This window comes from Mesorhizobium dulcispinae (genome assembly GCF_033977345.1).
Taxonomy (GTDB): Bacteria; Pseudomonadota; Alphaproteobacteria; order Rhizobiales; family Rhizobiaceae; genus Mesorhizobium; species Mesorhizobium dulcispinae.
Window position 1 is genome coordinate 259567 of record NZ_JAVIIY010000001.1, and the last position, 20805, is coordinate 280371.

Here is a 20805-nt window from a genome sequence, read left to right on the forward strand (position 1 = left end):
CATAGTCTGGAACCATGACAAACAGCGAAAACGCCACCGATCTTGTCCATCGCCTCGCACCCGGTGCCGAAGATGCACCGGCCATTGCTGCCCCCGACCGGACCGCTCTCTCGCATGGCGGGCTGCGCCGGCTGATCGGCGAGACAACAGCCCGGCTCAACGCGCTCGGTATTGGCCGTGGCGACCGCGTCGCCATCGTGCTGCCGAATGGCCCGGAAATGGCGACAGCCTTCATCGCCGTGGCTGCGGCTGCCTCCACCGCGCCGCTCAATCCGGCCTATCGCGCCGACGAGCTCGATTTTTATCTGAGCGATATCGGCGTCAGGGCGATCCTCGTCGGCAAGCACGAGGCAGGTCCCTCTGTCGAGGTCGCCGAACGCCTTGGCATCCCTGTGCTGCGCCTGGTCGTGCCGGAGGGCGCGCCGGCCGGCGTCTTCACGATCGAGGGTGACCCGGTTGGGCTGTCGGTCGCGTCCGGACTGGCCGAGGACGGCGACACCGCGCTCCTTCTGCACACCTCAGGCACCACCTCGCGTCCGAAACTGGTGCCGCTCAGCCACGCCAACCTTGCCGCTTCGGCCGCGCATATCGGCGCGACGCTAGGCCTGACACCAGCCGACCGCTGCCTCAACATCATGCCGCTGTTCCACATCCACGGGCTGATCGCGGCGGTGCTGTCCTCGCTTGCCGCCGGCGGCAGCGTCTTCTGCACACCTGGCTTCAATGCGCTGCGCTTCTTCCAGTGGCTCTCCGAGGCACGGCCGAGCTGGTACACGGCGGTGCCCACCATGCATCAGGCAATCCTGCCGCGTGCCGCGCGCAATCCCGAGCAGCTCGCCGAAGCAAACTTGCGCTTCATCCGCTCGTCCTCGGCCTCGTTGCCGGCGCAGGTGATGGCGGAGCTGGAATCCACCTTCGGCTGCCCGGTGATCGAATCCTATGGCATGACCGAAGCCGCGCATCAGATGGCGTCCAACCGCCTGCCGCCCGGGCTGCGCAAGCCAGGCAGCGTCGGCGCGTCGGCCGGGCCGGAAGTGGCCGTGATGGCGCCGGACGGACAGCTGCTCAAGGCAGGCGAGATCGGCGAGATCGTCATTCGCGGCCCGAACGTCACCGCCGGCTATGAGAAGAACCCGGACGCCAATGCCAGCGCCTTCGCCCATGGCTGGTTCCATACCGGCGACCAGGGCGTGCTCGACGAGGACAACTACCTGCTCGTCACCGGCCGGCTGAAAGAGATCATCAACCGCGGCGGCGAGAAGATATCGCCGCTCGAGGTCGACGGCGTGCTGATGGACCATCCGGCGGTGGCGCAGGTGGTCACCTTCGCCATGCCGCATGACAAGCTCGGCGAGGAGGTCGCGGCCGCGATCGTGCTGCGCGAAGGCCAGAGCGCCAGCGAGGCCGACATTCGCGGCTTTGCGTCGACCCGGCTCGCCGACTTCAAGGTGCCGCGCAAGGTGGTGATCCTGGACGAGATCCCGAAGGGCGCCACCGGCAAGTTGCAGCGCATCGGCCTTGCCGCGAAACTCGGTCTCGGCTGATGCGCGTTACAGTCTTCGGCGCCGGCGCCATCGGCGGCTACCTCGCCGCCAAGCTGGCGATCGCCGGCCGTGTCGATCTGTCGATCGTGGCGCGCGGCGCGCATCTCGAAGCGATCAAGGCGAATGGCCTGCGCCTTATCGAGGATGGCAAGGAGACGATCGCGCGTGTAAGGGCAGCAGCGCGAGCCGAAGAGCTCGGCGTTCAGGACTATGTCGTGCTGGCGCTGAAAGCGCATTCGCTGGCGCCTGCGCTCGACAAGGTCGCGCCGCTCTTGGGCGAGGGGACCGCCGTCGTCACCATGCAGAACGGCGTGCCCTGGTGGTATTTCTACAAGGCCGGCGGCGCGCTCGAAGGCACGCGACTGAACGCGGTCGATCCCGGCGGCATGATCTGGCAGCGCATCGGGCCCGAGCGCGTCATCGGCTCCGTCGTCTATCCCGCCGTCGAGGTCGATGCGCCAGGTCTGATCCGCCATGTCGAGGGCACGCGTTTTTCGCTCGGCGAGCCTTCCGGTGAGAAGAGCGAGCGTGTCGCAGCACTCGCCCGCGAAATGGTCAAGGCCGGGCTGCAGGCGCCGGTCCGCGAGGACATACGCTCGGAAATCTGGGTGAAGCTCTGGGGCAATCTTTCCTTCAACCCGATCTCGGCGCTGACCGGCAGCACGCTCGCGGCAATCGTCGCCGACGAAGGCACGCGCGCGCTTGCCCGCGCCATGATGCTGGAAGCGCAGGCGATTGGCGAAAGCCTTGGCGTGCGTTTTCCTGTTGCCGTCGATAGGCGCATCAAGGGCGCCGGCGATGTCGGCGAGCACAAGACCTCGATGCTGCAGGATCTCGAACGCGGCCGCCCGATGGAGATCGACGCGCTGGTGGGCGCCGTGCAGGAGCTCGGCCGCCTGACCAGCCAGCCGACGCCGACCATCGACAGCGTGTTGGCTCTGGTGCGCCGCCTGGCGATCGAGCGGGGGTGCTATTGACGCCCCATTCGTAAAAGTCGCCGACCTTCGCCTGCACTTGACTCTCCTGTTTGTTCATGTTTTGTTCTAGCGAAAATTTGAGGGTGCGTTCCTCGGCCGAACGAGTGCAGTTGTATAGGCAGCAAGAGTTTGATTTCGCCGCGAACATCCTGACACGGAGTATCAGCTACCAGCAAGGCCGGCGGTAGCCGGCCGCCAGGCGGTACCCTACTTGAAAAGGCGTCCAGAACGGGAGGAAATCATGACCACTGCCGAAATTGCCAAGGATTTCACCGAACTCCTCAAGCGGGGCGACAGCCATAGCGCTGCCGCGAAATACAATGCCGACGACATCGTCAGCTACGAAGCGATGGAAGGGCCGATGGCCGTCTGCAATGGCAAGGAAGCCGTGAAGCAGAAGGGCGAATGGTGGGAAGCGAACCATGAGGTTCACGGCGGCTCGGTCGAGGGCCCGTATGTCAATGGCGACCAATTCGCGCTGCGCTTCACCTTTGACGTGACGCCCAAATCTACCGGCGAACGCGTCACCATGGACGAGGTTGGCCTCTACACAGTCAAGAACGGCAAGATCAGCGAAGAGCGCTTCTATTATTGAGGCCGATCGGCCCTGTGGCGTTCCGCTTCTTTCGCTGCATGATTTGTAAATCAGACATGGCGGCCAGGATGGTATTCCGGTCGCCATGGAGAGCGTCGGATCGTCTTCACATAGTCCCGCTGGCAAAGCGGGCAGGGCAGGCTCTAAATCGAAGAGAGAGCATGATGTCGCCCGAAAACCGCTTCGCACTTTTCGGCATCATGCTCTAGGGTTCGGCCGGATTCGCAATTCCATCTGCCCGAGGACTGCCTTGACGATCACCATGTACGGCATCACCACCTGCGACACGATCAAGAAGGCGCGCGTCTGGCTGGAGAGCCACGACGTGCCGTATCGCTTCCATGATTACCGGGCTGAAGGGATCGAGGCGGGCAGGCTGAACAGCTGGGTTGGCAAGGTCGGCTGGGAAAAGCTGCTCAACAAGGGCAGCACGACTTTTCGTGAGCTGCCGGAGGCGGACAAGCAAGCGCTCGACGAGAAGAAGGCCAAGAAGCTGATGTTCGCCAAGCCGACAATGATCAAGCGCCCAGTGCTGGAGGTCGGCGAGCGGGTTCTGGTTGGGTTCAAGCCGGAGATTTACGAGGAGGCGGTGAGGTAGGGCGGGACGGCGACGCTGCCATCTCCCCCCTTGCGGGGGAGATGGCCGGCAGGCCAGAGGGGGGTGCGAAGGAACGCGACGTTGGTCGATCTGTCCCAACGCCAACCTTCATCAGCGTGCTGCAGGGATTGATTGAGATGTCGGAGGGACAGCACCCCCCTCTGCCTGCCGGGCATCTCCCCCGCAAGGGGGGAGATCGGACGTCACCTCGGCTTTCGCAAATCGCGAGCGTTGCGCGAACCCTTCACGCTTCCCGCAAATACCCCGCCAACGCCACCGCGTTGTTATGCGCCTCGTCATGCGCGCCGTAGAGCAGCGTCACTTTTCCCTCGCGCAGCAGCCCTTGCAGTTGCGCTACCGCCTCTCTGTTTGCGTCGAGCTCCGCCCGATACCGCTTCTGGAACTCCGCCCAGCGCTCAGGCTCATGCCCGAACCATTTGCGCAACTCGTCGCTCGGCGCGATGTCCTTCAGCCACAGCGCCAGCGCGGCATCCTTCTTGGCAATACCGCGCGGCCAGATGCGGTCGACCAGCACGCGCTGGCCGTCGGCTTTCGCCGGCGCCTCATAAACACGCTTCACTGCTATGTCGAAGGCCATCGCGGCCCTCTCAGGCCCACTCGCCCTTGCGCATGACCGGCACGCGGCTGCCGTCCTTGGCCACACCGTCGATGTCGATCTTGTCCGAACCGATCATCCAGTCGATGTGGATGAAACTCTTGTTGCCGCCGCGCTGCGCGATCTCGTCCGGGCTGAGCGAAGCGCCGTTGATGAAGCACTTCGAATAGCACTGGCCGAGCGCGATGTGGCAGGCGGCGTTCTCGTCGAACAGCGTGTTGAAGAACAACAGCCCGCTCTTCGAGATCGGTGAGGAGTGCGGCACCAGCGCCACTTCGCCGAGGCGGCGCGCGCCGTCGTCGGTGTCGAGCACCTTCTTCAGCACGTCCTCGCCCTTCGCGGCCTTGGCCTCGACGATCCGCCCGCCCTCGAAGCGCACCGAGATCTGGTCGATCAGCGTGCCCTGGTAGGAGAGCGGCTTGGTCGAGGACACGTGCCCTTCGACACGCCAGGCATGCGGCGTGGTGAAGACTTCCTCGGTCGGGATGTTCGGGTTGCAGGTGACGCCGTTCTTGGCCGTCGAGGCGCCGCCCATCCACTCGTGGCCCTCGGCAAGCCCGACGGTCAGGTCGGTGCCCGGCCCGGTGAAATGCAGCGCATGAAAATTGTGGCCGTTCAGCCATTTGGTGCGCTCGGCCAGGGCGGCGTTATGCGCCTTCCAGTTGCCGATCGGATCCTCGACGTCGACGCGCGAGGCCGAGAAGATGGCATCCGCCAGCTTCACCACCGCGACATCGTCAGGCTCGCCCGGGAACACCTGCTTTGCCCAGGCGAGATCGGGATAGGCGACGATGTTCCAGTTGATGTCGAAGCCGGTGATCTTCTCCAGCGCCGGCCTGTAGGCCATCGAGTTCGCCTTGTTGGCGCGCGCCACCTTGGCCGGGTCCTGCGCGGACAGCAGCGACGGGTCCTCGCCACGCACGGCGAGCCGCGCGGCATTGTTGGCGAAGGCCTTCGCCATGCCTTCATAGAGCCAGCCGGCGGCGCGGTCGAAACCGGAGTCGGCGCCGTAGCGGAAGCGCGCCAGCGTGATCTCGTCGTCGTTGAAGATCGGCGTCACCAGCCCGGCGCCTGCCTTATAGGCGTGCTCGACGATGCGCCTGGTCAGCGGCAGCGCCGCGATCGACGAGGTCAGCACCAGATCCTGTCCGGGCTGCAGCTGCAACCCGACCTTGACCGCGACCTCGGCCAGCCTGTCGAGCTTCACCGGGTCGATTGTTGCCGAGACGCCGCGCGAATGTGTGGTCATGATCCTGCCTGCCATTATGTTGGAGTCCGGTCCTTACATAGACCGCTGCGGCTGGCCTTTCCACCGCGATCGACTGGGCCTGTTTTCAGGCGGCGCTGTCGAAGGCCCGGAATTGCGCCATGGTTGCTTCGATCTCTTCGCGGATCCAGACTTTGAAGTCCCGTACCTTGCGGCTTTCGGTCTTCGTCTCCGACGTCACCAGCCAATAGCCGAGCCCGCTCTCAGCCCGCACGCCGAAGGGCGCGACCAGCCGGCCGTCGGCCAGCGCGTCGGCGGTCAGCAGCTGCCAGGCAAGCATCACGCCGTGGCCGGCGATCGCCGATTCCAGGCAAAGCATCGGATCGGTGAAGCGTGCTCCCTTGAGGAAGGTGACGGGCTCGACGCCTGCCGCCTCGAACCAACTGTCCCAACTGATCATCGCCCGCTCGTCGGTGATGGCACAGGTCTGCGCCAGGTCCTCGATCGACTTCAGCCTGGCCGCGATCGAGGGCGCGCAGACGGGAAACACCTCTTGCGCCAGCAGCAGTTCCGCCCGGCCGCCCGGCCATTTGCCGTCGCCCAGCCGGATGGCGATGTCGATGTCGGACCGATCGAGGTCGGCGATCCGGGCGGAAGCGTCGATCCGCAGCAGAACGTTGGGGTGGCGGGCGAAATGCCGCGACAGCCTGGGCAGCAGCCATTTCGAGGCGAAGGCCGGCGCCACCGACACCACCAGCGTGCATTCGCTCGCCTCGTCGGCCAGCGCCACCGCTTGCGCGAGCTCGCGGAAGCCGGCGCTGAGCCGGGCCGTGAAGACGATGCCGAATTCCGTCGGCACCAGCCCGCCCGGCGTGCGCTCGAACAGCGCCTGGGCAAGCTGCTTCTCCGTGCGTTTGACCTGCTGGCTGACGGCGCTGACCGAGACGTTGAGCTCGGCGGCCGCGGCGGCGAGCGAGCCCAGCCGGGCTACGGTTTCGACGGCGCGCAGACCGTTGAGATGGACGCGATTGAGCATAGCCATTCAGTTTTTCTAAACTCGCGGGGCCGAAATCTCAATTGAAACCTGGCGTGGAAAGGCGGATTTTAGCGAGGCGAGCCAGACCTTGGAGGCAATCCGGATGAAGATTTTATCTTTGCTGAAGGGGCTTTCCGGCGCCGAGCCGACAAAGGTTCGGCCGGATGACAGCGAGATCGCGCGCTGGATCGTCGACCCGCTGTCGCATCCGGTGCTCGACACCATGTCGGAGCGCGAGCTCGGCGACATGCCGTTCCGGCTGACGGCGCGCCGCACGGCTTACGAGACGGCCTGCCACTGAAGGCGGCCTGACCAAACTGGCCCAACAGAAGCGCATTGTTTCGCCTGCGCACACACTTATGTTGCGCTGCAATGAACCCCGCTTCGCCATCTCCCTTGCGCCTCGCCATTGCCGGCATGACGGCGCTCGCCGTCGCCATGGGCATCGGCCGTTTCGTCTACACGCCGATCTTGCCCGGCATGATGGAGGAGTTGCACCTGACGCCGGCCGACGCCGGCTGGATCGCATCGGCCAACTATCTCGGCTATCTCATCGGCGCGCTCGCCGCAGCCGGCGGCTGGGCACATGGCCGCGAGCGCCTGCTGATGTTCGCCAGCCTTGCCGCCAGCGCCGTGCTCGCGGGGCTCATGGGGCTGAACGAAACGATGGCCGCTTTCCTCGTCATCCGCTTCCTTGCAGGGCTGGCCAGCGCTTTCGTCATGGTATTCATGTCGTCGATCGTCTTCAGCCATCTCGCCGAGGCCGGCCGCGGCGACCTGCAGGCGCTGCATTTCGGCGGTGTCGGTCTGGGCATTGCGGTCTCTTCGGCGCTGCTCGCCATTCTCGTCACCGACCGTGCCGGCTGGGCTGCTGGTTGGCTTTGGTCGGGAGCGCTTTCGGCGGTCGGCCTGCTCATCGTCGCGCAGCTCGCGGGCTCCGCCACGCCGGCCAACGGCGTCGATGGGCCTGAACCGGCGCTGCCGAAGGACAGGTCGCTGGCGAAAATGATTCTGGCCTACGGACTGTTCGGCTTCGGCTATGTGGTGACGGCCACTTTCCTGGTCGCCATCGTTCGCCAAGGCGGCGGCGGGCGTGTCTTCGAGGCCTCGGTCTGGATGGTCGCCGGCCTTGCCGGATTCCCGTCGACCTGGTTCTGGCAAAAACTCGCCGGCCGGATCGGTCTCCATCCCGCTTACGCTGTGAGCTGCCTGGTCGAGGTGGTCGGCGTCACCGCCAGCGTCGTCGTCAACGGTTTCACCGGGCCGCTTCTCGCCGGCGTGCTTCTCGGCGGCACCTTCATCGCCATCACCGCGCTCGGCTTGCAAGCGGCAAGGCAGCTTGCACCGCTGGCGCCGCGCCGCATCTTCGCGGTGATGACGGCCGCCTTCGGCCTCGGCCAGATCATCGGCCCGATCGCCGCCGGCCTGCTCGCGCAGGCGTCTGGCAATTACGTGATCGCCTCGCTCATGGCCGCCGTGGCCTTGCTGCTCTCCGGCGTCATCGCCTGGTCGGCTGCGCCAAAATCGCCATGATTTGTGGTCTTGCTCGGTGCTGGGCGCAGGGCAGGGCATTTTCTTTCCCACTAATGTGTGACCTTATGCCCGCCGAACAGCAACGCCGCTGATTTGCGGTCAGACCGAGGAAACCCGTCACAGTGTTCGTATCCTTCTTCCCGCAGCCGAAGCTCTTCTTCACCTCGGCGGTTCTATGGAGCGCGGTCATGGTGGCCGTGTGGTTTCTGGGCGGCGAGCAGATTGGCGCTCTGATAGGATTGCCTCCCGCTGCCGCGGAGGCACCGCCCATCATCGGCGTGTCAGTGTTCTGGTCGTCTCCTTTCCTCTGGTTCTACATCTACTTTGCTCTAGGCGTGCTGGCGTTTTACGCCTTCTGGCAACTGTATTCCCCACATCCGTGGACTCGCTGGTCGATCCTCGGCAGTTCGCTGATCCTGTTCACAACCTATTTTCAGGTACAGGTCAGTGTCGCGATCAATGCCTGGTACGGGCCGTTCTGGGACCTTATTCAGGGCATCGTCAGCAAAAGCGTGAAGGCCACGGAAAGTGATGTTTACGCGCAAATAATAACGTTCCTCGGTATCGCTCTTGTGGCCGTTACCGTGCTGGTTTTGACGAACTTCTTTGTCAGCCACTGGGTGTTTCGTTGGCGCACCGCAATGAACCATTACTACATGTCGCATTGGCCTAGATTGCGCCAGATCGAGGGCGCCGCCCAGCGCGTGCAGGAAGACACGATGCGGTTCTCCCGGATCATGGAAGACCTCGGCACGAGCTTCGTCGATTCGATAATGACGCTGATCGCCTTCATGCCGATTTTGCTCGGCTATTCCAAGCATATCACGGTGCTACCATTCGTCGGTCAGGTTCCGCAGCCGCTTGTTCTGGCTGCGATCTTCTGGGCGATCTTCGGCACCGTGTGCATTGCCGCCGCGGGTATAAAGCTTCCTGGCCTGCAGTTCCGCAATCAGCGGGTCGAAGCCGCCTATCGCAAGGAGCTTGTCTATGGCGAGGACCATGCCGACCGGGCCCAGCCGTTGACCACCGCCGAGCTGTTCGCCAATGTTCGCCACAATTACTTCCGGCTCTATTTCCACTACGTCTATTTCAATGTGGTCCGCTACCTTTATTTGCAGCTCAATACCGTCTTCCCTTACTTCCTGATGGTACCTTCGCTGATAGCCGGTACGTTGACGCTGGGTCTGATCAACCAGATCAGTTCCGCCTTCTCGCAGGTGACGAGTTCCTTCCAATATCTGGTCAATTCCTGGTCGACGATTGTCGAGCTTCTATCGGTCCATAAGCGCCTGCGTGCTTTCGAAGCCACGATCAAGGGCGAGCCGCTGCCGGACATCGACCAGCGCTTCGTTGAGCGCCAGGCGCAGGAGGCGGATCCGGCCTGATCAATATTGGGTGGGTGTGGGCGGCGGCTCAGCCGCCCGCCATCGCCTGCCTGTCGCCGGCTCGTGGCCGCTCGACATAGTCGCGCAAGCTGATGCATTCGACCTGCTGCATGACGCAAACCTCGCCGGCAAAGCGCTCCAGCGCGTTCCAGTAGGTGCCGCCGTTCATCTGCGTGAAATGGAAGCCGAGCTCCAGCGGAAGGCGCTTGCCGTTGTATTGCGCATCGAAGGCGCCGCGGAACGCCTGGTAGGCGCGGTCGGCGAACTCGTCCGCCTTGGCCGGCATCTCGTAGCCGCCGGAATGGCGGACATAGAGGTTGTAGTCCATAGCGACCACCGGCTTCGATTTCGGCCCTTCCGGAATCTGCGGCAGCGCAAAGCGGGTGGTGCCGTTCTTCGTCGGAGGCAGGGCAGGGCCGTTCGAGACGCCGCTCGCGTCATACTGGAAACCGGCTTCCGGCAGGGCTTCGTAAAGCGCCTTGTCGGTCGAAAGATACGGCGCGCGAAAGCCGATCACGGCATGGCGCGCGAAATCGCGCCAGCCGGGTGGCTCCGGCGAAACGCTGTTGATCGCATAGGCATTTTCGAGGATGTGCCGGAATGCGCCGAACTCGGCCAACCAGTCGGTCTTGCTCCAGTCCTTGCCGTCGAAATGGCCGCAGGCATGGCTGCCGATGTCGTGGCCTTCGGCGGCCGCGAGCCGGATCTGTTCGAGCCGGTCCGCCACCTCCTGTTTCGAGGCGGCAAAGCCGATATTCGATTTGCCGGCGCCTTTGCCGGGCGCGATGTACTCAGCGCGCGTTTCCGGCGACAGCAGGAAGACGCAGGACAGGAAATAGGTGAAATGCGCACCGGTGCGCTTCGCCAGCGCGCGGCTGCGTTGCCACTGCGAGATCTCGCGTGCGCTGTCGAAGGAGATGAGCACGATCTGCTTTGGCTTCGCCGGGATCGGCTCCGGCGATTTGGGCGGATCGGCGAAAGCCGAGGCCGCCGAGCCGGCAAGCGAGGCGAGACTGAGCGCAAGGACGCGGAACGGATGTGGCACTGGCAACCTTCGGGGCGATCTTTCGGACGATTGAAAAGCCGGCTATTGCCCAATTGTGGCATCGGTGCGTTGCGGGCCGCCTGAAGCCGTCCTGGCTTGTCCCGCCGATTTTCCGGTGATCCCCCTTCCATGCCGACAAAATTTCGCTAAAACGCGGGGCTCAAGAAGCGCCCCGTTCCGGGGCCGCAATGGTTTTTGATTGATGTCGGACGACAGTTTTATCCGCGAAGTGAACGAAGAGATTCGTCGCGAGCAGGCGCATGCGCTGTGGGACCGTTTTGGTCCGATCGTGCTCGGCGCCGCGATCCTGATCGTAGTGGCGACGGCCGCCGTCGTCGGCTACCGCTATTGGGACGAGACCCGCGCCAACCGGTCGGGCGATGCCTTCTCAGCTGCGCTCAAGCTTGCCAATGACGGCAAGAACGACGAGGCGATCGCCGCCCTCGATCAGCTGGAAAAGGATGGCTATGGCGCCTATCCGCTGCTCGCCCGCATGCGCGCCGCGACCGTCAAGGCCGACAAGGGCGATGTCGACGCCGCCGTCAAGGATTTCGACGCGGTCGCCGCCGACAGCGCCATTCCCGCCGGCATCCGTGATATGGCGCGGCTGCGGGCGGCGCTGCTCTTGGTCGACTACGGCTCGTTTGCCGATGTCTCCAGCCGGGTCGAGGCGCTCACCGCCGACACCAACCCGCTGCGCAGCTCGGCGCGCGAGGCGCTCGGCCTTGCGGCCTGGAAGGAAGGCAAGTCGGCGGATGCGCTGAAACTGTTCGACCAGATCGCTTCGGATGACGGCGCCCCGCGCAATGCGCGCCAGCGGGCCCAGTTGATGGCCGAACTGATCCGTGGGTCGGGCAACGCGTCGTGATCTTGGATGAGCTTCAAAGTCGCCATCATCGGCCGGCCTAACGTCGGCAAATCGACTCTTTTCAATCGGCTGGTGGGAAAGAAGCTGGCGCTTGTCGACGACACGCCGGGCGTGACGCGCGACCGCCGCGTCCACGCCGCCAAGCTTTACGACCTTCACTTCGATGTCATCGACACCGCCGGCTTCGAGGATGCGGCGGCTTCCTCGCTGCCCGGCCGCATGCGCCAGCAGACCGAGATCGCCATCCGCGAGGCCGACCTGATCTTCTTCACCGTCGACGCCAAATCCGGCCTGATGCCCGACGACCGGACCTTCGCCGAGGTGGTGCGCAAATCCGGCAAGCCGGTTGTGGTGGTCGCCAACAAGGCCGAGGCGCGCGGCGCGCAAGGCGGCATGCTGGAAGCCTGGGAACTCGGCCTCGGCGAGCCGATCCCTGTTTCGGCCGAGCACGGCCAGGGCATGCCCGATCTGCGCGATGCGGTGATCGCGGCGCTCGGCGAGGAACGCGCCTTCGGCGAGGACGAGGAAAGCCCCAGCGACGAGATCGCGGTGAGCGAGGTGCTGATCGGCGAAGACATCGCCGACCCCGACGCCGAGCCCGCCTATGACGACACCAAGCCGCTGCGCATCGCCGTCGTCGGCCGCCCCAATGCCGGCAAGTCGACGCTGATCAACGCGCTGATCGGCGAGGAGCGGCTGCTGACCGGGCCGGAAGCCGGCATCACCCGCGATTCGATCTCGGTCGACTGGGACTGGCGCGGCCGCCGGATGAAGCTGTTCGACACGGCCGGCATGCGGCGCAAGTCGAAGGTCCAGGAGAAGCTGGAAAAGCTCTCGGTGCAGGACGGCCTGCGCGCCATCCGCTTCGCCGAGATCGTCATCATCGTGTTCGACGCCACCATCCCCTTCGAGAAGCAGGATCTGCAGATCGCCGACCTGATCATCCGTGAGGGCCGCGCGCCGGTGATCGCCTTCAACAAATGGGACCTGATCGACAATCCGCAGGAGCTTCTGGCCGAGCTGCGCGAGAAGACCGAGCGGCTGCTGCCGCAGGTGCGCGGCATCCAGGCGGTGACGGTCTCGGCCGAGACCGGACGCGGCCTCGACCGGCTGATGGATGCCGTCATCAAGACGCACAAGGTCTGGAACAGCCGCGTCTCCACCGGCAAGCTCAATCGCTGGCTGGAAGGGATCCTCGCGCATCATCCGCCGCCAGCCGTCGCCGGCCGCCGGCTGAAGATCAAATACGTCACCCAGGCCAAGACCCGCCCGCCGGGCTTCGTCGTCTCGTGCTCGCGTCCGGACGTGATGCCGCAATCCTATGTCCGCTATCTGTCGAACAGCCTGCGCGAGGCCTTCGACATGCCTGGTGTGCCGATCCGCATGGCGCTGCGCACCTCGGACAATCCCTTCGCGGGCAGGGCGAAGAAGCGGTGACGTTTATCCTCCGTCGCGGGTAAAATCCTCGCAACGCTGGCGGGACAGCACCCCCCTCTGCCCTGCCGGGCATCTCCCCCGCAAGGGGGGAGATCAGCAGCCTCGTTCTTGGCGCTTTTCTTGCAATGTTGGAGATTGGCGAAAGCAGTCGCGAAATCCAATCTCCCCCCTTGCGGGGGAGATGTCCGGCAGGACAGAGGGGGGTGTGACGGAACGCGACGCTGGAGGCTCCGATCCGCGGCGCTGCTTGTCCGAAAAAGCTAAGCCACCTCTCGCAACCCTTCACCGGTTTGCGCTCCATCCGGCAGCGTCTCCATCGCCGCCTGCAGCAATATGTCAGCCAGCCGCGCCGCGACCGGATCGAGCTCGGCATCCTTCTGATGCAGATGCAGCGCCATCTTCGGCAGGAGAGGGAGTCCGAGCACACCGGGCGCGAGCGCCCTGACGCTCGCGGGCAGGCCGATATCGGTGCGGATCGTCAGCCCGAGGCCGGCAGCGACCGCCGCCCAGATGCCGCCGAGGCTGGGGCTGGAGAACGCCATGCGCCAGGCGAGGCCTGCGCGGTCGAGCGTCTCGGTCGCCACGGTGCGCAGCAGGCAAGGCGCCTCGAACACCACCAGCGGCAGCGCTTCACCATTGTGGCCAGCCTCCATCGGTTTCGCCGGGCCGATCCAGCGCGCCTGCACGTCAGCGACATGCCGGCTGTATGGCAGCGTCGTGCCGTCGTGCCAGGCGAGCGCGATGTCGAGGCTGCCTGAAAGGATACGTTCGGCAAGCTCATGGCTGCGCCCGATCCGCGCTTCGATCCGAACCTTGGGATGGGCCCGAGCGAAGCGGCCGAGCACCTCGGGCAGCACGGCTTCGCCGAAATCCTCCTGCAGGCCGAGCCGCACCCAGCCTTCCAGCTCGACGTCGCGGATGGCGGAGGCTGCCTCGTCATTGAGCTCGATCAGGCGCCGCGCATAGCCGAGCATCGTCTCGCCGGCTTCGGTCAGCGCCAGGCCGCGGCCGGCCTTGCGGAAGATCGGCGTCGCCGCCTGTTCCTCGAGCTTCTTGAGCTGCGCGCTGACGGCGGAGGTCGAGCGGCCGAGCCTTTCAGCCGCCTTGGCGAAGCTGCCCAGTTCCATGCCAGTGACGAAGGTCCTGAGGACGTCGAGGTCGAACGTGACGCGTCGCATAATATCGTCCCTATTTTCAGGATTATCGATCAAAAACTTCCTGATTTTATGAATGAAGCTATGGCGCTACATCCGTCCCGTCAAGGCCGCCAGCCGGCTGTCACGGGAATGGAATCATGTCAGCCATCGTCACCCGCAATGAATGCCGGCCCTCTGGGCGAGGCGCCGCCGCCTCGGCCGGCCGGAGCTTTGGATCCAACCATCGCTGGAAGGTGCTGGGCATCGGCGTCGCCGCCAATGCCGGCTTCTCCGCCACCTTCTCCGGCATTCCGGCAACCGCTGTGGTGATGCGCCAGGGCTATCAGCTCGACAATGCCTCGCTTGGACTGGCGCTCGGCCTTCTCGGCCTCGGCGTGGCGCTCAGCGAGCTGCCCTGGGGCGTGCTCACCGACCGCTGGGGCGACCGCCGCGTGCTGCTGACCGGGCTCGGTGCCACGGCGGCATGGCTTCTCGTCATGGCAATCCTCGTCGTGCCGACGAAAACGGCCGTTCCAGGCGTCACGCTGCTGTCGGCAAGCCTGCTCGTCGCCGGCCTGCTCGGCGGCAGCGTCAACGGCTCCAGCGGCCGCGCCATCATGGGCTGGTTCGGCGAAGGCGAGCGCGGCTTTGCCATGAGCATAAGGCAGACGGCCGTGCCGCTTGGCGGCGGGCTCGGCGCCATGGTCCTGCCTTCGCTCGCCTTGGGCTTCGGCTTTATCGCCGTCTTCGGCCTGCTTGCGGCTCTCTCCGCGCTCTCGGCTTTCTTCGCCTGGCGCTGGCTGCACGAGCCGCCGACGCAAGGCGACGCCCACGTCGCTGCTGCGGCAAGCGGTCCGGCGCCGCTGCGCAACATCGAGGTCTGGCGCATCTCGACGGCTATCGGTTTGCTCTGCTTCCCGCAGGTGGCGGTGCTCACTTTCGCCTCCGTCTTCCTGCACGACTTCGCCGGCATCGGCACGTGGGTGACCAGCGCCAGCCTCGCCGCCGTGCAGACCGGCGCCATGGCGATGCGCGTCTGGAGCGGCCGCTTCACCGACCGCCATGGCAACCGCCGGCCGTTCTTGAAATTCTGCAGCGCGCTCAGCGCGCTGGCCTTCCTGGTCCTGTGGCTGCTGGTGATCGCGGCGTCCGCGCAGCCGGCGCTGATGCCGCTCCTGCCCGTCATGGTGGTCGTGGCCGGCATCTCCGTTTCGGCCTGGCATGGCGTCGCCTATACCGAGCTTGCGACGCTTGCCGGCGCCGGCCATGTCGGCACCGCGCTCAGCCTCGCCAACACCCTTGTCTTCGTCGGCTTCTGCCTAGTGCCGATCGCCATTCCCTGGCTTTTGCTTTTCTTCGCATGGCCGGGCGTCTGGCTGGCGGCGGCGATCTGCGCGGCGATTGCATGGCCGATCTTTCTGCGCGCAGCCTGATTGTCCCAGCCTGATTAACCCAGCCTGATTCCTGGCCGGCTTTCCCCAGCAGTCGGAAGCCGGCTTGCCTCCAACATGAAAAAAACACGATCGATGTCGTTAACCCCCCATCAAGGTTAATGCTTCATTGTGGCTCTCCGGGGTCAGTAGCGTTTCTGGAGAGTTCCGTGCATCGACGCGTTTTAAAGCGGCTCGTCGCCGCCGCCGTTGCGAATAAACGTTCCTTCCTTCCTCCTTTGGTTCTGGGGCTCGGCTTCTGGGTCGGCTCGCCGTCCGTCGTCGCCTATCAGGACATGGCAAGCCTTGTCTCTGGTCTGGAATCGCCCAGCCATCGCTGGAACGCCTATGTCGAAAAATCCGTGGCCGGCTCGGTGCACGCCGCCGAGATGCCATTCGTCGATTCCGCCGCCACCGGCTCGATTTCCGGCTCCGGCGTGGACCTGCCTGGCGTCGGCACGGTGGCGTTGCGCGGCAAGGGCAATGTTGCCGGCGCGACCCCCGACGAGGACCGCGTCGTGCGCGCCGACAAGAAGGGCCGCCTTGTCCAGGTCTCGCCCGTTGCGCCGCCCAAGAACTTCAGCGCCGGCTCGATCTTCGAGCGCACCTCCTCGCTGCTCCGCCCGGCGATGGACAGCGGCCTGAAGCTGACCTTCGCCAAGCCCGGCATCAAGGGCAAGGAAGTCCAGATCGCCCAGGCCTTCCACATCCGCGAGGACAAGAAGCCCGATCCTGATTTGCCGGCGGCCCTCGTCGCCCTCGTCAACAACGACAAGCCCGATATCCTTGCCACCGCCTATGCCCAGTCGGCGCCGGACTATGCCAAGGCCTCGCCCTTCGAGGCGCTGCTGCAGGACGATCCGAATGACGGCCGCTTCATCCCACCGATGGGCAAGGGCGACCACGCATGGATGCAGAACCCGCTGCCGGCGGCCGTCTTCTCCAAGCCGGAACAGGAATGCCTCGCCAAGGGCATCTATTTCGAGGCGCGCAGCGAGCCGGTGCGTGGCCAGGCCGCGGTGGCACAGGTGATTCTCAACCGCGTCCGCAACCCCGCCTATCCGAAGACGATCTGCGGTGTCGTCTACCAGAACGACAACTGGTTCAACCGCTGCCAGTTCTCCTTCGCTTGCGACGGCAGGAAGAAGCGCATCAACGATCCCGTCGCCTACAAGACCGCCCAGGATGTCGCCATGGCGGTGACCGCCGGCAAGATCTTCATCCCCGAGGTCGGATCCTCCACGCATTACTACGCCAACTACGTCCACCCAGGCTGGGCGCGCGCCATGCAGCGCATGACCAGGATCGGCCTGCATATCTTCTATCGCACCTATGGTGGCGGCTGGAGCTGAGCCGCTCGAGCGAGGCCTCCGGCGGCATTCTGCGCGGCCCGCCGCGCGCGCCGATCGGCGCGGCTTGCCGCGCGGATTCGCGCCGAGTCTTCGCGCGGGCGTGACGGGCACGATGTCGCACCCGAATAAATCATTGATTTAAAACAGGAAAATACATCGCCTTGAAGTTCGGCCCGTGGCTTGACGGGCGCGGACCCTCTAACTATGTTGCCGGCGACTTTAGAAGCGGACGGACGGTGATCGTCTGCCCGGGCAGGGGGGTTGCGATGGCCGATAAAAAAGGGCCAGACGGAACCGGAGAAACCGGCCGCGGCAGGCAGCCAGAAGCCACCATCCGCGACGACGAACTTGAGCGCCGCCGGCGCGAGCTTGAAGCATCGCTTGCGACAAGACGCACGGACCGGCTCGAGGGGAAAGACGAAGCGAACGCTGCGACCGGCTACGGTCAGGCCCTGAAGCTGTCCAGCGAGTTCATCGCCGGGGTGGTGGTCGGTGTCGGCCTGGGCTGGATCATCGACCGCTTGGCGGGAACCGCGCCATGGGGTCTGATCGTCGGTCTGCTGCTGGGCTTTGGCGCCGGTATACTCAATGTCCTGCGTTCGGCGGGACTTGCACCGCAGTTCGGCCAGGGCGGCAAGCCGCCCGAACCGAAAGAATGAAGTGAGGCGCCGAAAGGCGCGAAAGCGAACTTAAGAAGCCGTTTGCGGCTTTGACGGGGATAAAAAGTGGCTGCTGACAAGGTCGATCCGATCCACCAGTTCCAGATCCATCCGATCATCCCGATTCACATCGGCGGCTACGACGTCTCCTTCACCAACTCCGCCCTGTTCATGGTTGTGACGATCATCGTCGCTTCTGCTTTCCTCTACATGAGCACCGCCAGCCGTGCCCTCATCCCGGGCCGCCTGCAGTCGGTGTCGGAAATGGCCTACGAGTTCGTCGGCAACATGCTGCGCGACGCGGCGGGCAAGCAGGGCATGCAGTTCTTCCCACTGGTGTTCTCGCTGTTCATGTTCGTGCTGGTCGCCAACTTGATCGGCCTGTTCCCCTATTTCTTCACCGTCACCAGCCACATCATCGTCACCTTCACGCTGGCCGCGTTGGTCATCGGCACCGTCCTCGTCTACGGCTTCGCCAAGCACGGCCTTGGCTTCCTCAAGCTGTTCGTGCCGCATGGCGTGCCCGGCTATCTTCTGCCGCTGGTGGTGGCGATCGAGATCATTTCCTTCGTCTCGCGTCCCGTCAGCCTCTCGGTTCGTCTTTTCGCCAACATGCTGGCCGGCCACATCACGCTGAAAGTGTTTTCGGGCTTCGTCGTCAGCCTCAGCGCGCTGGGCGCCGTCGGCGTCGCCGGCTCGGTCCTGCCGCTCGCCATGGCGGTCGCCTTGACGGCGCTGGAACTGCTGGTCGCCTTCCTGCAGGCCTACGTCTTCGCGGTACTGACCTGCATGTATCTGAACGACGCTCTGCACCCGAGCCACTGATCGATTTCACCGGCGCCCCGGCGCCAGCTTACCAACGTACCAACCGCAACGATTACCGAAAACCACAGGAGTTTGACATGGAAGTAAATGCAGCAGCTGCTATCGGCGCTGGTATCGCCTGCCTCGGCATGGGCGGCGCGGGCATCGGCCTCGGCAACATCTTCGGCAGCTACCTCTCGGGCGCGCTCCGCAACCCGTCGGCTGCTGACGGCCAGTTCGGCCGCCTGATCTTCGGCTTCGCCGTGACCGAAGCTCTGGGCATCTTCTCGCTCCTGATCGCTCTGCTCCTGGTCTTCAAGTAAGAGCAAGGGCTGATGCATGGGGCCGCATGGTGCGGCCCCGCTCTATGGACAGGGGAATGAGATGTTCGTGACATCTGCCTTTGCGCAAGAAACCGCGCCGGCCGCGGCCGAAGGCGAGACGCATGCGGGCACCGCCGTGCCTGCCGAGGAGCATGGCACGTTCCCGCCGTTCAATGCCGAGACCTTCCCGTCGCAGATCCTGTGGCTGGTCATCACCTTCGGGCTCTTCTATCTGTTCCTGAAGCGGGTTGTGATGCCGCGCGTCGGCGGTATCATCGATGTCCGCAACGATCGCATCAGCCAGGATCTCGACCATGCCGCGAGGCTGAAGGGCGAGGCCGATGCTGCCGTTGCCGCTTACGAGCAGGAACTGGCGGAAGCAAAGGCCAACGCCAACAAGATCGGCCAGCAGGCGAGCGACGCCGCCAAGAGCGAAGCCGAAAGCACGCGCAAGAAGCTCGAGGCGGAACTCGAGAAGAAGCTCGGCGAGGCCGAGGCGAGCATCGCTTCGATCAAGGCCAAGGCGATGAAGGAAGTCGGCACGATCGCCGAGGACACCACGTCGGCCATCGTCGAGGCGCTGGTCGGCGGCAAGACCGACAAGGCCGAGATCTCGGCCGCGGTCAAATCCGCGACCCGGTGAGGAGGGCATCATGGACGCCACATCACTTGCGACGCTCTGGGCAACCATTGCCCTGATCATCTTCCTCGGCGCCGTCATCTATCTGAAGGTGCCGGGCATGCTCGCCAAGTCGCTCGACGCCCGCGCGGCCAAGATCAGCAGCGAGCTCGAGGAAGCACGTCGCCTGCGCGAAGAGGCCCAGCAGCTGCTCGGCCAGTACCAGCAGAAGCGCAAGGAAGCCGAGAAGGAGGCAGCCGACATTGTCGCCGCCGCCAAGCGCGAGGCCGAACTGCTTGCCTCCGAGGCGCACAAGAAGACCGAGGATTATGTCGCCCGGCGCACGGCGCTTGCCGAGCAGAAGATCAGCCAGGCCGAGCGCGAAGCGATCGGCGAGGTGCGTGCCAGCGCCGTCGACATCGCCGTCGAGGCTGCCCGCGCGCTGCTGGCCGCCAAGGTCGACGCCAAGGCCGGCGCGGACCTGTTCAAGTCCGCGCTGCAGGACCTGAAGACCAAGCTGAACTGACGGGTTTCGCAGTTACAGAATCAAAAAGCCGCTTGGGCAACCCGGCGGCTTTTTTTGTTTGGAGAATAATCTCTCCCTCGAGGGGGAGATGTCGCCGAAGGCGACAGAGGGTCGTCTCGCGTAGAGCGCCGACGTTGCTTGCTGTCGCCGAAAATGCCGGCGCTTCACGCGAGGCGACCCCCTCTGCCTGCCGGCCATCTCCCCCTCGAGGGGGGAGATTGTGCTACTCCAGCCCGATCAGGCTTTCCTCTTCCTCGACGACCTCTGCGCCACCCAACCGGAACGGCGCAAACGAGGCGCGGTGCAATCGTGCCACCGGCCCATGCGCTTCGATCGCGGTCCGGTGCCGAACCGTCGCATAGCCCATATGCACCTCGAAGCCGTAGTGCTCGTGATGGCCGCCGCAGCCGCACATCATGCGGTCGCGCATCACCTTGGCGACGATCGAGGCGGCGGCGATCGATTGCGAGCGCTGGTCGCCCTTGATCAGCGCGCGGCCCTCGCAGGTCAGCCCCGGCGGCACGTCGCGGCCGTCGGCCAAAGCCAGTTTCGGCTGCAGCGACAGGCCGGCGGCGGCGCGGCGCATCGCTTCCAGGCTGGCTTTCAGAATGTTGCTGTTGTCGATGCCTTCGGCGCTGATCGACGCCATCGACACACTGAGCGCCGAGCCCAGGATTTTCAGGAACAGCGCCTCGCGCTGCAGATGGGTGAGGCGCTTGGAATCGTCGAGGCCTTCGGGAATGTTGGCTGGGTTCAGCACCACGGCCGCCGCCACCACCGGACCGGCGAGCGGCCCTCGGCCTGCCTCGTCCATGCCCGCCACCGGCCAAAGCCCGTCGGCCATCGCTTTCGCCTCAATGGAGAAGTCGGGCTTCTCGACCATTTCAAAGAGAAGCGGAGAATCGGAACGCGCGCGAGCCATGGTGCGGCGAGGTTCGCATCGGCTCCGATTCTCCGCAAGTCCCTCCGGGTCGGATGGGGCGTCGGACCGGGAGGGCACCGTCTCACGGCCGGGGGACTGGGCCGGACGGGATTCTTGAGCAATTCCAGGAAAAGTTCGCCGCGGTTCTCCGCCCGGAATTGCTTAAAAACAAACACTTGGCGGGTCGCCGGCC

Annotated in this window: 22 protein-coding genes; 16 read left to right on the forward strand and 6 right to left on the reverse strand. The window is 64.9% G+C overall.

Features of this window, described 5'->3' with window-relative positions; genetic code table 11:
* Positions 1-14: 14 nt before the first annotated feature.
* The 4 genes from RFN30_RS01145 to RFN30_RS01160 all read left to right on the forward strand — a co-directional run bounded on the left by RFN30_RS01145 (position 15) and on the right by RFN30_RS01160 (position 3714).
* A complete protein-coding gene (locus RFN30_RS01145) occupies positions 15-1544 on the forward strand; it encodes an acyl--CoA ligase (RefSeq protein ID WP_320260303.1) in 1530 nt (509 codons plus the stop codon).
* A complete protein-coding gene (locus RFN30_RS01150) occupies positions 1544-2521 on the forward strand; it encodes a 2-dehydropantoate 2-reductase (RefSeq protein ID WP_320260304.1) in 978 nt (325 codons plus the stop codon). Before RFN30_RS01145 ends, RFN30_RS01150 begins: the two co-directional genes overlap by 1 nt.
* Positions 2522-2762: 241 nt before the next feature.
* The gene (locus RFN30_RS01155; protein ID WP_320260305.1) at positions 2763-3116 is read left to right on the forward strand and encodes a SnoaL-like domain-containing protein; all 354 of its coding nucleotides are present in this window, start codon (positions 2763-2765) and stop codon (positions 3114-3116) included.
* Between the two features lie 250 nt (positions 3117-3366).
* The gene (locus RFN30_RS01160) at positions 3367-3714 is read left to right on the forward strand and encodes an ArsC family reductase (protein ID WP_320260306.1); all 348 of its coding nucleotides are present in this window, start codon (positions 3367-3369) and stop codon (positions 3712-3714) included.
* A 244-nt stretch (positions 3715-3958) separates the two neighbouring features.
* On the opposite strand, the gene RFN30_RS01165 is transcribed toward RFN30_RS01160, so the two are convergent.
* From RFN30_RS01165 to RFN30_RS01175, 3 genes are all read right to left on the reverse strand, one after another.
* Entirely contained in the window at positions 3959-4312 is a 354-nt protein-coding gene (locus RFN30_RS01165; RefSeq protein ID WP_320260307.1) for a DUF488 domain-containing protein, read from the reverse strand.
* A 10-nt stretch (positions 4313-4322) separates the two neighbouring features.
* Positions 4323-5579 carry an aminopeptidase gene (locus tag RFN30_RS01170; protein ID WP_320260308.1) on the reverse strand — a complete coding sequence of 419 codons (1257 nt, stop codon included), beginning with the start codon at positions 5577-5579 and terminating at the stop codon, positions 4323-4325.
* An 85-nt stretch (positions 5580-5664) separates the two neighbouring features.
* Positions 5665-6579 carry a LysR substrate-binding domain-containing protein gene (locus RFN30_RS01175; protein WP_320260309.1) on the reverse strand — a complete coding sequence of 305 codons (915 nt, stop codon included), beginning with the start codon at positions 6577-6579 and terminating at the stop codon, positions 5665-5667.
* A 97-nt stretch (positions 6580-6676) separates the two neighbouring features.
* On the opposite strand from RFN30_RS01175, the gene RFN30_RS01180 reads away from it, so the two are divergent.
* The 3 genes from RFN30_RS01180 (at position 6677) to sbmA (ending at position 9491) form a co-directional block, all read left to right on the forward strand.
* Positions 6677-6874, forward strand: coding sequence for a hypothetical protein (locus tag RFN30_RS01180; protein WP_320260310.1), 198 nt, complete (start codon positions 6677-6679; stop codon positions 6872-6874).
* 71 nt (positions 6875-6945) lie between these two features.
* On the forward strand, positions 6946-8106 hold the full coding sequence (locus RFN30_RS01185; protein ID WP_320260311.1) for a YbfB/YjiJ family MFS transporter: 1161 nt from the start codon (positions 6946-6948) through the stop codon (positions 8104-8106).
* Positions 8107-8228: 122 nt separating this feature from the next.
* Positions 8229-9491, forward strand: coding sequence for a peptide antibiotic transporter SbmA (gene sbmA, locus RFN30_RS01190; RefSeq protein WP_320260312.1), 1263 nt, complete (start codon positions 8229-8231; stop codon positions 9489-9491).
* A 28-nt stretch (positions 9492-9519) separates the two neighbouring features.
* On the opposite strand, the gene RFN30_RS01195 is transcribed toward sbmA, so the two are convergent.
* Positions 9520-10536: a polysaccharide deacetylase family protein gene (locus tag RFN30_RS01195; RefSeq protein WP_320260313.1), complete on the reverse strand. Its 1017-nt coding sequence runs from the start codon at positions 10534-10536 to the stop codon at positions 9520-9522.
* 202 nt (positions 10537-10738) lie between these two features.
* Here RFN30_RS01195 and RFN30_RS01200 point away from each other — a divergent pair, with 202 nt between their 5' ends.
* Positions 10739-11404 (forward strand): tetratricopeptide repeat protein, encoded by a 666-nt coding sequence (locus tag RFN30_RS01200; RefSeq protein ID WP_320260314.1) that lies wholly within the window; start codon positions 10739-10741, stop codon positions 11402-11404.
* Between the two features lie 6 nt (positions 11405-11410).
* A complete protein-coding gene (gene der, locus RFN30_RS01205; protein ID WP_320260315.1) occupies positions 11411-12841 on the forward strand; it encodes a ribosome biogenesis GTPase Der in 1431 nt (476 codons plus the stop codon).
* 260 nt (positions 12842-13101) lie between these two features.
* On the opposite strand, the gene RFN30_RS01210 is transcribed toward der, so the two are convergent.
* Positions 13102-14019, reverse strand: a complete 918-nt coding sequence (locus RFN30_RS01210; protein ID WP_320260316.1) for a LysR substrate-binding domain-containing protein — start codon at positions 14017-14019, stop codon at positions 13102-13104.
* A gap of 116 nt (positions 14020-14135) precedes the next feature.
* Between RFN30_RS01210 and RFN30_RS01215 the strand changes: the two genes are divergently transcribed.
* From RFN30_RS01215 to RFN30_RS01245, 7 genes are all read left to right on the forward strand, one after another.
* Positions 14136-15410 (forward strand): MFS transporter, encoded by a 1275-nt coding sequence (locus RFN30_RS01215; protein WP_320260317.1) that lies wholly within the window; start codon positions 14136-14138, stop codon positions 15408-15410.
* Between the two features lie 167 nt (positions 15411-15577).
* A complete protein-coding gene (locus tag RFN30_RS01220) occupies positions 15578-16759 on the forward strand; it encodes a cell wall hydrolase (protein WP_320260318.1) in 1182 nt (393 codons plus the stop codon).
* 266 nt (positions 16760-17025) lie between these two features.
* Positions 17026-17418, forward strand: coding sequence for an AtpZ/AtpI family protein (locus RFN30_RS01225; protein WP_192256603.1), 393 nt, complete (start codon positions 17026-17028; stop codon positions 17416-17418).
* 66 nt (positions 17419-17484) lie between these two features.
* On the forward strand, positions 17485-18243 hold the full coding sequence (locus RFN30_RS01230; RefSeq protein ID WP_320260319.1) for a F0F1 ATP synthase subunit A: 759 nt from the start codon (positions 17485-17487) through the stop codon (positions 18241-18243).
* Positions 18244-18320: 77 nt separating this feature from the next.
* On the forward strand, positions 18321-18545 hold the full coding sequence (locus RFN30_RS01235; RefSeq protein WP_010914827.1) for a F0F1 ATP synthase subunit C: 225 nt from the start codon (positions 18321-18323) through the stop codon (positions 18543-18545).
* A gap of 61 nt (positions 18546-18606) precedes the next feature.
* The gene (locus RFN30_RS01240) at positions 18607-19188 is read left to right on the forward strand and encodes a F0F1 ATP synthase subunit B (protein WP_320260320.1); all 582 of its coding nucleotides are present in this window, start codon (positions 18607-18609) and stop codon (positions 19186-19188) included.
* 10 nt (positions 19189-19198) lie between these two features.
* Positions 19199-19690: a F0F1 ATP synthase subunit B gene (locus RFN30_RS01245; protein ID WP_320260321.1), complete on the forward strand. Its 492-nt coding sequence runs from the start codon at positions 19199-19201 to the stop codon at positions 19688-19690.
* Positions 19691-19913: 223 nt separating this feature from the next.
* On the opposite strand, the gene rnhB is transcribed toward RFN30_RS01245, so the two are convergent.
* Positions 19914-20612, reverse strand: a complete 699-nt coding sequence (gene rnhB, locus RFN30_RS01250; RefSeq protein WP_320260322.1) for a ribonuclease HII — start codon at positions 20610-20612, stop codon at positions 19914-19916.
* Between the last annotated feature and the right edge of the window lie 193 nt (positions 20613-20805).

Coding starts and splice junctions, on each gene's coding strand:
- RFN30_RS01240 (WP_320260320.1), top strand. CDS start 18,607: ATGTTCGTGACATCTGCCTTTGCGCAAGAAACCGCGCCGGCCGCGGCC.
- rnhB (WP_320260322.1), bottom strand. CDS start 20,612: ATGGCTCGCGCGCGTTCCGATTCTCCGCTTCTCTTTGAAATGGTCGAG.
- RFN30_RS01235 (WP_010914827.1), top strand. CDS start 18,321: ATGGAAGTAAATGCAGCAGCTGCTATCGGCGCTGGTATCGCCTGCCTC.
- RFN30_RS01180 (WP_320260310.1), top strand. CDS start 6,677: ATGAAGATTTTATCTTTGCTGAAGGGGCTTTCCGGCGCCGAGCCGACA.
- RFN30_RS01200 (WP_320260314.1), top strand. CDS start 10,739: ATGTCGGACGACAGTTTTATCCGCGAAGTGAACGAAGAGATTCGTCGC.
- RFN30_RS01245 (WP_320260321.1), top strand. CDS start 19,199: ATGGACGCCACATCACTTGCGACGCTCTGGGCAACCATTGCCCTGATC.
- RFN30_RS01210 (WP_320260316.1), bottom strand. CDS start 14,019: ATGCGACGCGTCACGTTCGACCTCGACGTCCTCAGGACCTTCGTCACT.
- RFN30_RS01215 (WP_320260317.1), top strand. CDS start 14,136: ATGTCAGCCATCGTCACCCGCAATGAATGCCGGCCCTCTGGGCGAGGC.
- RFN30_RS01150 (WP_320260304.1), top strand. CDS start 1,544: ATGCGCGTTACAGTCTTCGGCGCCGGCGCCATCGGCGGCTACCTCGCC.
- RFN30_RS01185 (WP_320260311.1), top strand. CDS start 6,946: ATGAACCCCGCTTCGCCATCTCCCTTGCGCCTCGCCATTGCCGGCATG.
- RFN30_RS01165 (WP_320260307.1), bottom strand. CDS start 4,312: ATGGCCTTCGACATAGCAGTGAAGCGTGTTTATGAGGCGCCGGCGAAA.
- RFN30_RS01175 (WP_320260309.1), bottom strand. CDS start 6,579: ATGGCTATGCTCAATCGCGTCCATCTCAACGGTCTGCGCGCCGTCGAA.
- RFN30_RS01225 (WP_192256603.1), top strand. CDS start 17,026: ATGGCCGATAAAAAAGGGCCAGACGGAACCGGAGAAACCGGCCGCGGC.
- RFN30_RS01170 (WP_320260308.1), bottom strand. CDS start 5,579: ATGACCACACATTCGCGCGGCGTCTCGGCAACAATCGACCCGGTGAAG.
- RFN30_RS01155 (WP_320260305.1), top strand. CDS start 2,763: ATGACCACTGCCGAAATTGCCAAGGATTTCACCGAACTCCTCAAGCGG.
- der (WP_320260315.1), top strand. CDS start 11,411: ATGAGCTTCAAAGTCGCCATCATCGGCCGGCCTAACGTCGGCAAATCG.
- RFN30_RS01145 (WP_320260303.1), top strand. CDS start 15: ATGACAAACAGCGAAAACGCCACCGATCTTGTCCATCGCCTCGCACCC.